The following is a 15,912-nucleotide window of genomic DNA, read 5'->3' as shown; positions in this document are numbered from 1 at the left end:
GTAGAAATGATAAGCGGTAAGGTTGTAATCAAAAGCGAAACAGGTCTTCATCTTAGACCAGCCGGGGATCTATGTAAATTAGCAATGGAATTTCCATGTAAAATAGAATTAAAAATAGGCAATCGTACCGTAAATGCAAAAAGCGTATTGGGTGTTTTGTCAGCTTGTATTAAGTTTGGTGATGAAGTTGAGGTAATCTGCGATGGGGAGAATGAGGAGGAAGCATTTGACAAGATGGTAGATGCTCTTGAATCAGAATTTGTAGAATATCACGAAAAATAACTTAAAATATCGAACAATTTGTGCTGAATTTCGAATGACTTATAAAACAAGTGTTGATATAATAATCGAAAGGTATTCGGGGAGAGAGCGAAAGATAAATCATTCATTCAAAAGTTTGTGTCTGCGCTGCAACCACAAACTAGATAAGAAAAGTGCAGCGCAGAGATGAGGTAAAGCATGATTAATTATAAGAGGTATCAGAAAAATCCTGTCGTTACGTATCCAGAACGTGAATGGCCAAGCAAGGAGATAACCAAAGCACCAACATGGTGTAGTGTTGATTTAAGAGATGGCAATCAAGCTTTGATTGAACCAATGGTTGTGGAAGAAAAAATAGAGTTTTTTAACCTTTTAGTTAGATTAGGTTTTAAGGAAATAGAAGTTGGATTTCCAAGTGCATCTCAAATTGAATATGATTTTTTAAGGCAGTTAGTTGACCGTAAATTAATACCGGATGATGTTATCATTCAGGTTCTAGTACAGTGTAGAGATCATTTAATCAAAAAAACCTTTGAGGCACTGGAAGGAGTAAAACAAGCGGTAGTACATATTTACAACTCAACCTCTACTCTGCAGAGAGATGTTGTATTTCACATGAATCGTGAAGAAATCATTCAAATTGCAGAGCAAGGAACGAGGTTAGTTAAGGAATATGCAAAGGATTTTGAGGGTAAAATCATATTAGAGTATTCACCGGAGAGTTTCACCGGAACGGAGCTCGATTTTGCTTTAGAAATCTGTACAGCGGTTCAAGATATTTGGGAACCGTCAATAGAGAATAAGATAATACTTAACCTACCTGCTACGGTGGAGATGAATACACCGAATGTATATGCAGATCAGATTGAATGGATGTCAAAGCATTTGAAAAACAGAGAAAGCATTATTTTAAGTGTACATCCTCATAATGACAGAGGAACGGGAGTAGCCAGCACAGAGTTAGCGATCTTAGCTGGTGCGGACCGAGTGGAAGGTACCTTATTCGGTAACGGGGAACGTACTGGTAATGTGGATATCTTAACGATTGCATATAATATGTTTTCGCAAGGAATTGATCCTAGGCTAAACATTGAAAATGTAAATGAGATCATTGAAATCTATGAACGCTTATGTAAAATGCAAGTACATCCAAGACATCCATATGCAGGAAAATTAGTATTTACTGCATTTTCCGGGTCCCATCAAGATGCGATTAATAAGGGAACCAAAGCCATGAAGGATAGAAATCAGGAATATTGGCAAGTACCTTATTTACCGGTTGATCCTGCAGACATTGGCAGATGCTATGAACCGATTGTACGTATTAATAGTCAATCAGGTAAAGGCGGTGTTGCTTTTATTATGGAAACTTACTATGGATATAAGCTTCCTAAAGCAATGCACAAGGAATTTGCGGATGTCATTCAACGAATATCCGAAAAGCAGGGAGAAGTAGCTCCAGAGCAAATTATGCAGGAATTTAAAACCTGTTATCTGGAACGAAAGGAACCACTTCATTTCGTACGCTGCAAGATGGAGGATGTGTCTGATTCTAATGATACCTATGATACCATTGTTACAGTAACTTACCTTAACAATGGAGAAGAAAAAGTATTTAAGGCTACTGGCAATGGTCCAATTGATGCAGTACATCATGGATTACAAGAAGTTGTCGGAAAGAAGATAAAGATTCTTGATTATAGTGAGCATGCTCTTGGAGAAGGAGCGAATGCTAGGGCAGCAGCCTATATACATGTAATGGATAAGGAATCCGGGAAAGCCGTATTTGGTGTTGGTACCAGTTCCAATATTACAAGAGCTTCTTTACGAGGCTTATTCAGCGCAATTAACAGGTTGTATTACTTATAGTAGGATGATCAGAAGTTTATTTTAGAAACTTATGATGAAGGGTGCGTTCTTTCACCTTAAGTCCAATGATTGGAACGCAGGTTTAGTTCCGATTATATTTAGTAGTAACGTATGCTGCTACATAATCTTATCTATTGACATATCCTTACTTGAATGAGATACTGTCTCTGGTAGATTATGTAGCAAATTTTTTCGTAACGTCTTTTTACGTTTGGCTTTAGGCAATCCGTTTATTTGAAATCCTGTTAGAAATTTTATAGTCTAACTAAGGAGTTTTGTACCTTATAAATCCTCGGTACAAGCTTTCTATTCGTAAAAGCGTGAGTAAGAATGGAGGATAATTTGAAAAGAATATTCAGCAATTTTAATAAGTATAGATACTTACTAGGAGAACTAGTAAAAAAAGATATTAAATTAAAGTATCGAAATTCGGTACTTGGATTATTATGGACTTTACTAGAACCATTATTGACAATGATAGTATTGACGATTGTATTTACTACGTTAATGGGACATGATACACCAAATTTTCCAGTGTTTGTACTATGTGGACGTTTGTTATATTCCTATTTTTCCAATGGTACCAAGCTGGCTTTAAAGTCAATTCGTAGAAACAGTGCAATGATAAGAAAGGTTTATGTACCAAAGTATATATATCCACTAGCCTCAACCTTATCAGGTTTTGTAACATTTATGATTTCATTAAGTGTTTTAGTTGTAGTGGCAGTCGTACAGAATATAAAACCTACGTGGCATATTTTTGAAGCTATCATACCTATGTTAACTTTACTTATATTAACGGTAGGTACTGGATTTATTTTAGCAACCTTAGGTGTATTCTTTCGAGATACAGAATATCTATGGGGTGTTATCCTAATGCTTATTATGTATGCTTCCGCTATTTTCTATAATCCGTCAAAGATACTTGCAAGTAACAATGCGTGGATTTTAAAATACAACCCACTGTTTGGTATTATTCAAAATTTCCGTAACGCCATCTTAGGACAACCCATGAACACGAAGTATTTTCTGTATTCTGCTACATTTAGTGTTGTTGTGCTTATTGTTGGTGTGTTCATGTTTTATAAGAAACAAGATAAGTTTGTATTATATATTTAAAACTGTCATGAGCGTATGTGAAAATAAAATTTTTTTAACCAAAAGTTTTATAGTTGCGTTCTACTCGCATTAGTTTCAAAATAACCATACGCAGGAATGAGGATTAATATGTATTACTGGCTGATAGGTTACTAGTGATGTGTTTTACGAAACAGTAACCTGGAATAGCAACTGAATGGAGGAACAATGGATAATAACATAGCATTAAAAGTAAATAACGTTGGTGTTAGATTTAATATGAGTGCAGAAAAAGTTGACAGTATGAAGGAGTATGCTATAAAGCTATTTAGAAGAGAACTTCGTTACAATGAATTCTGGGCTCTAAAAGAAGTATCATTTCAGGTAAAAAAGGGACAGCGTGTCGGCATCCTAGGTTTAAATGGTGCAGGTAAAAGTACTTTATTAAAAGTGATCGCTGGTGTGCTAAAAGCAACCGAAGGATCGGTAACAAAGAATGGGAATATTGTACCATTACTTGAGCTTGGAGCAGGATTTGATAAAGAATATACTGGTGCAGAGAATATTTATTTATATGGAGCAGTGCTTGGCTATTCCAAAAGTTTTATAAAGGAGAAGTATAATGAAATTGTTGAGTTCTCTGAGTTAGGAGATTTTATTAATGTACCATTAAAAAACTACTCCTCCGGTATGAAAGCCAGACTTGGATTTTCCATAGCAACGGTTGTAGAACCAGAAATTCTAATTTTGGATGAGGTATTATCGGTAGGTGATGCCAAATTCAGAAAGAAAAGTGAAAAGAAAATAAAAGATATGTTTGACAAAAAAATTACTGTTTTGTTTGTATCACATAGTCTTGCCCAAGTACGATCTTTATGTGACCGCGCTATTATCATTGAGAAAGGTAGACTTGTTGCACAGGGAGATTCAGAGACTATATGTAATTTATATGAGCAGAGGTTGAATAAATAATAGTAACTTACAATAAAGATACAATGGAGGACTCACATGGAAGCCTTAATCCGAGAGGGAAAACGAACATTACTCAGTTTGATTCATAGCGTACAAGCAAGAGTGGATGCATATCGTGTCAACGCTTTATTAGAAAATTATGATCCTTCTGTTGTGAAAAATGTTCCACCTAAGCAAGTAAAAACAATCTGTTTTTTATTAACTCGTATGGTTCGTTATGTTGGTGGGCAGACATCGGTGTTACGCTTAGGAACAGAACTTTCAAAACAGGGATATCACGTATATTATGCGGTATATAAGTCACAAAGCAAGGAAGAGATGGAGTATGTTGCTAAGTGTAATCTACCAGGAGTTCAAGGAACTTTCTTAACTGCTGCCTCCTTTCGAAAATTTAATGAGAAAAAATGTCCTGATGTTGTGGTTGCTACTGGTTGGGATACCGTATCGCATATTAAGAAACTAGGTAGTTACAAGATGTATTATGTTCAGGATTACGAACCATACTTTTATACCTTTGGCGAAATGTTTTTAATGGCGAAAAAAACATATGAGCAGGGCTTGCATATGGTAAGTTTAGGTGCTTGGAATAAGCAGATGATTGAGCGGGAGTGCAAACTTGTTTCCCCAATTGATATTGTTGATTTCCCATATGAAAGAGCAGAATATCCATTGAAGGAGCGAGATTTTGACAGCTACCCACACAAAAAAGAGATCGTAATTGCAGTCTATCTTAAATATTATGGAAAGCGCCTTCCTTGTGTGGTTCAATATATGATTGAAAAAGTTAGTAAGATGCTATCAAAAGATGGAATTAAACTTACTGCGAAGTATTATGGTGAAGCGAAAACCTTTAAGGTACGGGGTGGAGAAAATATAGGTATGTTAAACAAACAAGAGCTACGGTCTCTTTATGAAGAGGTAGATTTTGGTCTAGTAGCATCCATGACAAATATCTGTACCGTACCCTATGAGATGTTAGCGACTGGATTACCGCTCATTGAATTTAGTGAGGGTACTTTTGAGTATTTTTTCCCTAAGAATTGTGCTACGTTAGTTGAGATGTCCCCAGAAGATTTATATCACAAATTAAAAAGTGCAATTTCTACTCCAGAGGTTCTTAGAGAGCAACAAAAGAATGCACAAGAATACTTAAATACGCTAAGCTGGGAAAAGACAGGAAAGCAGTTTGGTGAGATTTTGGAGCGATTATGAGAGAAAGAATGAAAAGGCTAATGCCAAAACCTCTCATTGAACTATATAAAGGAATACGGTATGGCTTCATTACCGTATTCTTTTATCTGTTTCGACTCTTTCCGATTAAGAAGAATCGGATCGTTTTAATGAATGTATGGGGATTTGGCGATAACGTGAAATATGTGACGGAAGAGCTTATAGGCAGAAAGAAACCTTATGAGCTTATTTTTATATGCAATCGTCCAGAGAATGTTACAGTCTCTAACTTAGTAACGGTGAAAAAGACCAATACACTATCGGCAATCTATGCACTTGCTACCGCTAAAGTGTGGGTTGAAAGTAACCGAAAAGAAGGTTATATCAAGAAGCGAAAAAAACAGTATTATATACAGCTGTGGCATGGAGGATTTGCTCTTAAGAAAATAGAAGGTGATTGTGAAGAATATCTAGGGGAAACTTATATTAAGCGTGCAAAAAAGGATTCTTTAATGACGGATTTGTATGTATCCAATAGTACTTATTGTACAAAGATGTATCGAAGGGCGTTTTGGTTTCACGGTGAGATAGCAGAGTGGGGAAGCCCAAGAATGGATCTTTTGCTTTCTGAAAATGAGCACCGAAAGAATCGGATAAAGCGTGACTTAGGTATTGATAAGAAGAAAAAGATTGTTCTGTATGCACCAACTTATCGTAATTCAAAGGATACCTCGGTCTATGAACTTAATTATGATGCTCTTTGCATGGAATTATCGAAACAATTTGGAGGAGAGTTCATTGCAATTGAGAGACTTCATCCACTGGTGAGAGAGCAGAGCTCACAGTTAAAGAAGCAGGGAGATCGTATTGATGCAAGTTCCTATAAAGATATGTATGAACTGATGTTAATCTCTGATGTTCTAATTACTGATTATTCCAATACCATGTTTGAATTTGCTTTGATGAATCGTCCTGTCTTTTTATACGCGAAGGATTATATGCACTATAATAAAGAGAGAGGTTTCTACTTTGACTTCCCTACACTTCCGTTTTCAATTGCTTATACGCAGGAAGAGTTATTCGAGAAGATTCGAGATTACGAGGATTCTAAACGAGATATAGTACAGCTATTTCTAGAAGAACTGGAAGTGAAGGAAACCGGAAAAGCTTCAATCAAAGTTGCGGATCGTATCGAGCAGGTAATAAAAAGAGCTGATAGTAAAAAATAAGTAATATAGTTGATAAAAGGAAATGACGTCTGTCAGAAAACAGTTATAAGAGAAAAAGACCAAGTGACGAACTGCCCCCAATAAGTTAGAACTGATATAATCTAACTTATTGGGGGCAGTTATGGGTTTGAACCTTTGCTCTTTTACTTTGAATAGTAGGAATTCTTGTTTTCAGAATTACCTAATCTACGTTTACTCTTTTTTACAGCATTACTTAACAACTTTGTGTTGTGATTTATGGCTGTGGTTCTCTTGTGATTTCAGGAATTCTATCATCTTCTTCCTTTGGAGTCTCTGTTGGAGTAATTGTTTGGTTCTCCGTTGTATTTGCCTGTAAGACTACATCCACATTCATTTCTTTGTATTCTCCATTAATCAGACGCATTAGTGTTATCTTAACGGTTGTGCCATATCGATAGGAGTTAACCGCCTCTCTTAATTCATCACCTGTTTTGACCGTTGTTCCATTTACCGCAGTAATGATATCGCCCTGATAGATGCCTGCACTTTCAGCGGCACCACCTTCCACTAATTTATATACATATGCTCCTACTGGCCAATTATAAGCATTTGCGTATTCTTCATTTACATCCTGAGGGTAAATGCCAAGATAACCTTTTTCATCTTCAGCAAGAACTTCACGATTCATTAACTCATCTACGATTGGGTAGGCTTTCGAAATTGGAATTGCATACCCCATACCTTCTACATCTGTGCTAGCAAGTTTTGCAGAATTGATACCGATAACTTCACCTTTGATGTTGATTAGAGCACCACCACTGTTACCAGGATTAATTGCAGCATCCGTCTGAAGAACTTCTAATTTGCTACCAGTATCCACAGTAATCTCACGTTCTTTAGCGCTAATATAACCAACAGTAACAGTCTGACCATAGCCAAGGGCATTACCGATAGCAATCGCCATTTGTCCTACCTTTATATCATCGGAATTACCAAGCTTTGCAACTTTTATTTGATCTAGCGTTTCCTTCTTAAGTTTGCTTACATCAATAGAAATAACTGCAAGATCAGAAGAGGAGTTACGTCCCTTTATTGTGGCTTCTGCGGTTGACTCATCAATAAAAGTAACAAGAATCTTCTTTGCATCAGCAACTACATGGTTGTTGGTAGCAATCAGTAATTCTTTATCAGTTTTGCCAATAATAATACCAGAACCACCACCGTCTAATTCCTGACCATATTCCTGCCCCCAGATGTTAAATGTCTGATTTACGGTACTGGTAATCGCTACGGTAGCAGGCATCGTCTGCTCTATAATATCGGATACGTCGGTACTTTGTATATTGACGTTTTCTGATACGATTGTGGAGGCAAGTTTATTATCCTTGCTAACAGGATCAAGATTTAATCCATTACTATTTAAGAAAGAACCATTCCCTTGAGAATTATTATCATAACTTCGATATAATGCATTGCAGCCAAGGAAAGTTAAAGAAGCAATAACACCAAAGGATACCGCTTTTAAAAGAAATCCTGTAGCTTTACCAACATTTGATTTTTTCTTATTAGGAGGGATATCGCCTGTTGGAGGTATATCATGAAAGCTTGGGCTTCCTTGATTATTAAAGTTTTGAGAGTATGAAGTTTGTTCATAGCTATTATTATAATTTGTCTCTCCATTCTGGGAGGAGGTATTGGTAGCGTTTTGATTTTGACCAATTTGTTCGGCCCAGAAGCTGTAGGTACTTTGAGACTTTTCCTGATTTTCGTTTGTATTACCAAAACTTGAATTGTTCTCTGCCATATTAGATTACTCCTTTATACATAAAATAGTACTTGCATATTTAACAAAAGTGTCTATAATTGAAATCTGATGAATCAGCGGATGCTGTTTTGGATTTCTTTGTTCCATAGTATCAATAGTTTGTGAATATAATGTGAAGAAATGTTTAAAAATCTATATATTTGTAAACTATCTGATATAATCAGTATAGTACTTTTATTTGGCTACTTGATTTTATAGTAAGAAATACTTAAGTTAGTTGCAATAATTTTGCCATAAATTTCAATTATTTTACATATGACACATATGGCAGTATTCTTACTTTTCGTTTAGATAATATGATGATCAGACTCATTAAAAGGAGTAATGAATGATAAAAGATAATCAAAAAACATTAAACCAATTTCATATAATTATTGATGGTATATTAATTATTTTAGCCTATATATCAGCCTATTTCTTACGATTCTATGTTTTAAGTGAAATTCCGTTATTTCGATTGGATTTTGAAGAGAAGTTCTATAATTTGACTTATTTGGTACGCTATTTATATGTATTAGTACCCGGATACTTAATTATATATTCTATTAGTAATATGTACAAGCCTCAACGAAGCCATAGCAAGCGTATTATGGTATGGAACTTAGTGAAGGCGAATATCTTAGGATTTTTATTATTTACAACGGTACTTTTTTTTGCGAAAGATATGGATGTATCTCGTAAATTCTCCGTTATCTTTTCAGCAGTAAATGTTATGTTTGGTATCTCTTTTCGATTGATTCTAACGAAGATTCTTAGAGAGTTACGAAAGAAAGGCTTTAATCAAAAACATATCCTTATTGTTGGCTATAGTCGTGCAGCAGAAGGTTATATTGATAGAATAGCCGGAAATCCGGACTGGGGTTATCATATCTATGGTATTCTTGATGATACCATGGAAGTTGGAACTACTTATAAAAAAGTGAAAGTAATTGGAAATACAGAGGAATTACAGTCAATCCTTGCTCAGAATGATTTAGATGAAATCGTAGTAACTTTAAGCATTAATGAATACTCAAAATTAGAGTACTTGGTAGGGCTCTGCGAAAAAGCGGGTGCTCATACGAAGTTTATTCCTGACTATCACAATATTATTCCATCAATACCGGTAATGGAAGATTTGAATGGTCTTCCAGTGATTAATATCCGTAATGTTCCTTTAAGTAATACATTTAACAGCGTGATCAAGCGATTGGTAGATATCTTTGGGGCTATCGTTGCACTTATCTTGTTTTCCATACCAATGGCTGTGGTTGCTCTAATTATTAAGTGCACTTCCCCAGGGCCTGTTATCTTTTCTCAAGTACGTGTAGGTCTTCATAATAGAGAATTTAAGATGTACAAGTTTCGTTCTATGGTTGTTCAATCGGAAAAGACGGAAAAGAAGGCATGGACAACAGCAAATGATAGCAGAGTGACACCGATTGGACGTTTTATTCGTAAGACAAGTATTGATGAATTACCACAGCTTTTTAATATCCTATGTGGTGATATGAGTTTGGTCGGTCCAAGGCCAGAGCGACCATACTTTGTAGAGAAGTTTAAGGAAGAAGTTCCTCGCTATATGATTAAGCATCAGGTACGTCCAGGTCTAACCGGATGGGCTCAGATCAATGGATATCGTGGTGATACCTCAATAAGAAAGCGTATTGAATGTGATTTGTATTATATTGAGAACTGGACACTTGGGCTTGATTTTAAGATATTATTTTTAACCATATTCAAAGGATTTATTAATAAAAATGCCTATTAGGTTTCTATTACCCGAACTGCCTATTAGATTTTAATTACCTAAGCTGTGCATTAGGAATCAACTATTTATACTGCTTCTGACAAGAAGGAGTTGTTTGGATAATTATGATTATATGGAAAAGAAGGATATCGTAACATTGATGTTACGGTATTCTTTTTTTAATAAATGTTTCATATAAGGCAACGATGGTTGTATTGTCTCGTTATAATACGATAATTATTATATTGGATAAAATAATATTGGAGGTAATAATATCGATAGTATTTATATGGATTAATAACAGAGTGATAGATCGACTAGTTCGATTTAACGAAAATTTAATTTGAATGTTTGTGATATAAGGGCTACAATAAAAAACATCATATCAAGTTTAGTTAATAGGAATCAATGAGAAGATTCCCATTTTAAAAAATTGGAGGTAAGGTTATGAGATGGAGAGAGGCAATCGCCAGATTTATGGTAGGAAGATATGGTTCAGACGCATTTTCACGAGCAATGTCAGTGGTAGCCATGGTCTTTTTACTGTTATCTTGGTTTGTACTACCTCAGGTATTTTATACGTTAGCGCTAATTTTAATTGTATATAGTACATTTCGTATGTTTTCAAGAAATCATCAGAAGAGATATAAAGAGAATTTATTTTACACAAAGCAAGTAGATAAAGTAAAGTATTTCATAAACAAATTAAAATATCGAAGCAGCCAGAGTAAGACTCACCATATTTATTCTTGTCCTCAGTGTAAGCAAAAGATTCGTGTCCCTAAGGGAAAAGGTAAGATAATGATTCGTTGCCCAAAGTGTCAGACAGAGTTTATGAAAAAGAGTTAAGGAAGGGGTAACGGGGTTTGCAACCTATTGTCTAATACCAAGGATTACGTTATAATGACAATAGGAAAGATATAAAAGAGGGTAATCAAATTGCTCTCTAGTTGATACTGCGACATCCATAGCTATAGATTGGAAGGAGAACTATCCATGAGTAATGAAAATAATAAAGATAACAACCTCGATAATAACGAGGATCAGAATAAATACGAAGAGATTTGTTATATCTGTAGAAGACCAGAAAGTAAAGCTGGGAAGATGATTCACGTACCAGGGAATATCTGCATTTGCCAAAATTGTATGCAAAAGACTTTTGATACAATGAATAATGGAAACAACCCTTATATGGATATGTCTGCATTAAATCCAGCAATGATGGGATATATGATGCAACAAGATATTCCAAATCGTCAAAAAATCAAAAAAAGAGCAGAAGAGCCAGCAAAAAAAACGGAGGAGAAGGGAAAAGAAAAAGTAATTGATATTAAAAAGCTCCCTGCCCCTCATCTTATAAAGTCATCGTTAGATGAGTTTGTGATTGGTCAAAATCATGCAAAAAAGGTGATTTCGGTTGCTGTATACAACCATTATAAGCGTGTTGCAAAGAAAACGGATTCCGACAATCTATTGATGGAAGATGTGGATATTGAGAAATCTAACATGCTAATGATTGGACCAACTGGTAGCGGTAAAACTTATTTAGTTAAAACTCTAGCTAAAATATTAAATGTGCCGCTAGCAATCACAGATGCAACCTCCTTAACAGAAGCAGGCTATATTGGTGATGACGTAGAAAGTGTTCTTAGCAAACTCTTAGCTGCTGCGGATAATGATGTAGAGCGAGCAGAGCAGGGAATCGTCTTTATCGATGAGATTGACAAGATAGCGAAGAAGAAGAGTACGAACAATCGCGATGTAAGTGGAGAATCCGTACAGCAGGGCTTGTTAAAGTTGTTAGAAGGTAGTGAGGTAGAAGTCCCAGTTGGTGCAACCAGTAAAAATGCGATGGTTCCATTAACAACAATAAATACGAAAAATATTCTGTTTATCTGTGGGGGAGCATTCCCAGATCTTGATAAAATTATCAAAGCACGTTTGAATAAACAATCATCCATCGGTTTTTCTGCGGATCTAAAAGATAAGTATGATGATGATCCAAATCTTTTACAAAAAGTATCGGTGGATGACTTACGTGAGTTTGGTATGATCCCAGAATTCTTAGGAAGACTTCCTGTAGTTTATTCTTTAGAATCTCTAACAAAGGATATGTTAACTAAGATTTTGATTGAGCCTAAGAATGCAATACTGAAGCAATATAAGAAATTATTAGCTCTTGATGAGGTTGATCTAAATTTTGATCAGAGTGCATTAGAAGCGATTGCCGAAAAAGCAATGGAGAAGAAAACAGGTGCACGTGCACTTCGTGCCATAATAGAAGAGTTTATGCTAGATATCATGTATGAGATACCAAAGGATGATAGCATTGGTCGTGTAACAATCACAAGAGATTATATTGAGAAAAAGGGAGCACCAGTGATTGAAATGCGCGGAAGTGTTAAGACACCTATGCTGACACAAAAAGGATAAGAGGCTAAGATAAGGAGTCAGTGATGCAAGGAAAGAAAAGTAGTAAGGGAGCAAGGCTTAACCGCATGATTGCGGTTGAGCTTTTGTGCTTGATAATTCTCATTGGAGTATATGCAGGAATAAAGATTACAAGAAAAGGCAGTGAAGAGGCAGGAGCGAAACCAAATACTGAGAACGGGGTGACGATTACACCAGAAGCATCAATAACGCCAGAAGCTGATGATGTCACAATTACGCCAGAGGCAGGTAATATAACAATTACGCCAGAAGTTGACCCTTCGCAAACAGAAACTCCAGAGACAGAGGATGGGAATTCGACTTCTCCAGAGGATAATGGTTTTGAACCAGAGAAAGGTGTATCTGATGGAACAGGTGCTGGTGCAGGAAACACCGATGATTCTAATGCAGCCTATGGTAATTCGAGCGATTTGAGTCAGGAAACATTTTTAGCAAATTTATCAGAAGCACAATCCGGAGAACTACTTCAAAGTAGCGGAGCAGTTGATTTGACTTATTACATGCAGACAGATCCTAGATGGGGACAAAAGTTCTACGGAGGTTCAGATACCATAGGAGAATACGGTTGTGGGCCTACTTCCCTTGCTATGGTGATTTCTGCCTTTACGAGTGTCAAAGTTGACCCTGAACAAATGTGTCAGTGGGCATATGATAGAGGATATTGGTATTCGGGTAGTGGTTCTATTCATGGTTTAATCCCAGATGCAGCGAAAGCATTCGGTCTTAAGGTGGAAGGCATAGAAAACACACCAGAAGCTGTAGATAAATTAAAGGAAGCATTATCTGCGGGCAATTTAGTAATTGCTTTGATGGGAAAGGGAACCTTTACAAATAGTGGACATTTTATTGTTCTTCGAGGTATCACAGAAGATGGTAAAATCTTAGTTGCTGATCCAAATAGTAAAGAGTTAACCAAGGAATCCTATGAGCCAGCATTTATAGTGAATGAAGCAAAAGCTTGGGCGGCTGATAATGGACCTTTTTGGGTAATCAGTAAATAACGAAGCTTTATTTGCTTAGTAATTAAGATTAATATTAAGAAAGAACGCATAGATTATAAAAAAGAAACTATGTGGTGAAAGAATGAACGGTGACGCTGACTTGAATGCTAAATGCAGAGAAGCTATCCTCTCTGAGAATGTGATAGACTATTTTGCTTTAGTTCGAGGCACAATATCTGATATGATGAAATTCTATGATGCAGATTGCGTACAATCTGTGAATCCAAGATATGCGATAGTTCATCAGCCAGTGAGTGATTTTTCAGATGTACAAAGATTTAGTTTCTACTACAGTACATTTCCAAAGTGCTATGGTCTTATGGATCAGAGTAATATGGAGTATATTGGTGTGCAGAAAATTCGTAGACAGACTTTTTTAAATTTATTAGGAAGAGATGTTTTGATAGGATTTGTAGATACTGGAATTGATTATCAGCATGAAGTTTTTAAAAATGCAGATAACACCTCACGTGTATTTCGAATCTGGGATCAAACGATACAAACAGGTACACCTCCAAAAGGTTTTTATTATGGGACGGAATATACAAGGGAACAAATAAATGAAGCGCTGCGCAGTGATACTCCGTTATCCATAGTTCCTTCTACGGATACGAATGGTCATGGTACATTCATGGCAGGGATAGCGGCTGGTAATATTGATAATGCAAATGACTTTACTGGAGTAGCTCCGCTGGCGGATATTGTAATGGTAAAGTTAAAACAGGCGAAACAATATTTAAGGGATTACTATTATATAAGAGATGGTGTAGAGTGTTATCAGGAAACAGATCTTTTAATGGGGACCAAGTATTTGCTTGAACTAGCGATAGAGGCGGGGAAACCACTTGTTATTTGCATTGGTGTTGGAACAAGCTCTGGCGGGCATGATGGTAGCGGGATTTGGGATGAGTACTTAGAAAACTTATCCGACAATACAGGAATTTGTATTGTACTTCCAACTGGAAATGAGGCAAATAATGGAGGACATTACCGTGGAATTGTCCCTCAAGCAGAGGAATTTGAAGATGTAGAGATGAACGTAGGAGCTGGAGAAAAAGGTTTTGTAGTAGAGTTCTGGGTCAGAGCACCTAGTGTATACTCTGTTGGATTTGTATCACCGAGCGGGGAGTATATACAAAGGATTCCACCAAGGGTGGACAATAGTCAAGTAATTTCCTTTTTATTTGAACCTACGGTTATTTTTATTGATTACAGGGTGATAGAACGGCGAACTGGTGATGAGTTAATCTTTATGAGATTTCAAGACCCAACACCAGGTATCTGGAAAATTAGGGTGTTTCGTGAACAGTCTTTTAACAATGAATATGATCTTTGGTTGCCAATACGGGATTTTATGACATCCAATACATATTTTATTAAGCCTGATCCGGATGTTACCATCACTGACCCTGGAAATGCTTTTCGACCTATTACTGTGGCAGCATGTAATCATGTTAATAGTAGTATCTATATTAATTCTGGACGTGGTTATACAAGAAGAGGTAGAGTAAAACCTGACATCACAGCGCCAGGAGTGAATATCTATGGCCCTGTACCTGATAACACGTTTGGAACTAGAAGCGGAACTAGCATTGCAGCAGCCCACACAGCAGGTGGAGCAGCGCTCTTATTAGAATGGGCGATTGTTAGGCAAAATAATTTTTACTTTAATACAACGAATGTGAAAACCTTAATGATAAAGGGAGCAAGAAGAATAGGAACAGATTATCCAGATAGGCAGTGGGGATATGGTATCCTTGATATCTATGGTGCGTTTGAAAGTTTACGACTTACCGTATAGATGACTTCCATGTCGCATTCGTACTATTAACGTAATCGATAGAGTAACGTATTCTACTTGCAAAGATATCATTTCAGTACTATAATTGTGCTAGATGAATGAAAAGGGTGCGAGTATATGACGTTAATGAATAAACTCCTACGTGTATTCCCAAAGAAAAAGATAGACATCGCTGAGTTAGAATGTAAAAATACAGCGCCAAGGAACATAAAAACAATAACTGTTCCAAAGACAGCGCCTGTTAGCAATCCTTCTGTATCTCAGGGAATGACAAAGGACTGTGAATATGAGATTCTTGAGATGGAGATTATGCCAGAAAAAATTATTTGTCCTGACTGCGGTGGAATGACATTAGAGGGACTAGAATTTTGTGATAAATGCGGTGGGGACTTGACAAACAATTAGCCCAATAGTATTATAGTGACATAAAAAGGCGTCCAGAGAGGGATTTTCTCTTTTTTGACGTCTTCTTTTTAAATCACAACGCTTTAACATAGTGACGTTTATAAGCGTTAAAGTGGTACAGGGGAGAACTTAAAATACAATCTTTGCAAGAGAAATTAGCT

General features: G+C 36.3%; 13 protein-coding genes. 12 read left to right on the top strand and 1 reads right to left on the bottom strand.

Annotated features, from left to right (window positions below; translation table 11 throughout):
• The first annotated feature begins 6 nt into the window (after positions 1-6).
• The 6 genes from CC92_RS0109425 to CC92_RS0109400 all read left to right on the top strand — a co-directional run bounded on the left by CC92_RS0109425 (position 7) and on the right by CC92_RS0109400 (position 6,578).
• Positions 7-282, top strand: a complete 276-nt coding sequence (locus CC92_RS0109425; RefSeq protein WP_029503138.1) for an HPr family phosphocarrier protein — start codon at positions 7-9, stop codon at positions 280-282.
• Positions 283-459: 177 nt separating this feature from the next.
• The gene (gene leuA, locus CC92_RS0109420; RefSeq protein WP_029503139.1) at positions 460-2,130 is read left to right on the top strand and encodes a 2-isopropylmalate synthase; all 1,671 of its coding nucleotides are present in this window, start codon (positions 460-462) and stop codon (positions 2,128-2,130) included.
• 342 nt (positions 2,131-2,472) lie between these two features.
• Entirely contained in the window at positions 2,473-3,249 is a 777-nt protein-coding gene (locus CC92_RS0109415) for an ABC transporter permease (RefSeq protein WP_242841348.1), read from the top strand.
• Between the two features lie 186 nt (positions 3,250-3,435).
• A complete protein-coding gene (locus CC92_RS0109410; RefSeq protein ID WP_029503141.1) occupies positions 3,436-4,179 on the top strand; it encodes an ABC transporter ATP-binding protein in 744 nt (247 codons plus the stop codon).
• Between the two features lie 36 nt (positions 4,180-4,215).
• Entirely contained in the window at positions 4,216-5,391 is a 1,176-nt protein-coding gene (locus CC92_RS0109405; protein WP_051650735.1) for a hypothetical protein, read from the top strand.
• Positions 5,388-6,578 carry a CDP-glycerol glycerophosphotransferase family protein gene (locus CC92_RS0109400; protein ID WP_029503143.1) on the top strand — a complete coding sequence of 397 codons (1,191 nt, stop codon included), beginning with the start codon at positions 5,388-5,390 and terminating at the stop codon, positions 6,576-6,578. The genes CC92_RS0109405 and CC92_RS0109400 overlap by 4 nt, the downstream gene beginning before the upstream one ends.
• Before the next feature lie 235 nt (positions 6,579-6,813).
• On the opposite strand, the gene CC92_RS0109395 is transcribed toward CC92_RS0109400, so the two are convergent.
• Positions 6,814-8,343 (bottom strand): S1C family serine protease, encoded by a 1,530-nt coding sequence (locus CC92_RS0109395; protein ID WP_051650736.1) that lies wholly within the window; start codon positions 8,341-8,343, stop codon positions 6,814-6,816.
• A 349-nt stretch (positions 8,344-8,692) separates the two neighbouring features.
• Between CC92_RS0109395 and CC92_RS0109390 the strand changes: the two genes are divergently transcribed.
• The 6 genes from CC92_RS0109390 to CC92_RS0109365 all read left to right on the top strand — a co-directional run bounded on the left by CC92_RS0109390 (position 8,693) and on the right by CC92_RS0109365 (position 15,751).
• Complete coding sequence (locus tag CC92_RS0109390) at positions 8,693-10,114, top strand: undecaprenyl-phosphate glucose phosphotransferase (RefSeq protein WP_029503145.1); 1,422 nt, start codon at positions 8,693-8,695, stop codon at positions 10,112-10,114.
• Between the two features lie 426 nt (positions 10,115-10,540).
• Positions 10,541-10,942 (top strand): hypothetical protein, encoded by a 402-nt coding sequence (locus tag CC92_RS0109385; RefSeq protein ID WP_029503146.1) that lies wholly within the window; start codon positions 10,541-10,543, stop codon positions 10,940-10,942.
• A 147-nt stretch (positions 10,943-11,089) separates the two neighbouring features.
• A complete protein-coding gene (gene clpX / locus CC92_RS0109380; RefSeq protein ID WP_029503147.1) occupies positions 11,090-12,526 on the top strand; it encodes an ATP-dependent Clp protease ATP-binding subunit ClpX in 1,437 nt (478 codons plus the stop codon).
• Positions 12,527-12,549: 23 nt separating this feature from the next.
• A complete protein-coding gene (locus tag CC92_RS21590; protein WP_051650737.1) occupies positions 12,550-13,545 on the top strand; it encodes a C39 family peptidase in 996 nt (331 codons plus the stop codon).
• A gap of 82 nt (positions 13,546-13,627) precedes the next feature.
• On the top strand, positions 13,628-15,346 hold the full coding sequence (locus tag CC92_RS0109370) for a S8 family peptidase (RefSeq protein ID WP_029503150.1): 1,719 nt from the start codon (positions 13,628-13,630) through the stop codon (positions 15,344-15,346).
• Positions 15,347-15,463: 117 nt separating this feature from the next.
• Positions 15,464-15,751, top strand: coding sequence for a hypothetical protein (locus CC92_RS0109365; protein WP_029503151.1), 288 nt, complete (start codon positions 15,464-15,466; stop codon positions 15,749-15,751).
• Positions 15,752-15,912: the final 161 nt, after the last annotated feature.

This window comes from Lachnoclostridium phytofermentans (assembly GCF_000733755.1).
Lineage (GTDB): Bacteria > Bacillota > Clostridia > Lachnospirales > Lachnospiraceae > Lachnoclostridium > Lachnoclostridium phytofermentans_A.
The sequence above is the reverse complement of the archived record's forward strand: the minus strand, read 5'-3'. Positions and strand labels throughout refer to the sequence as shown.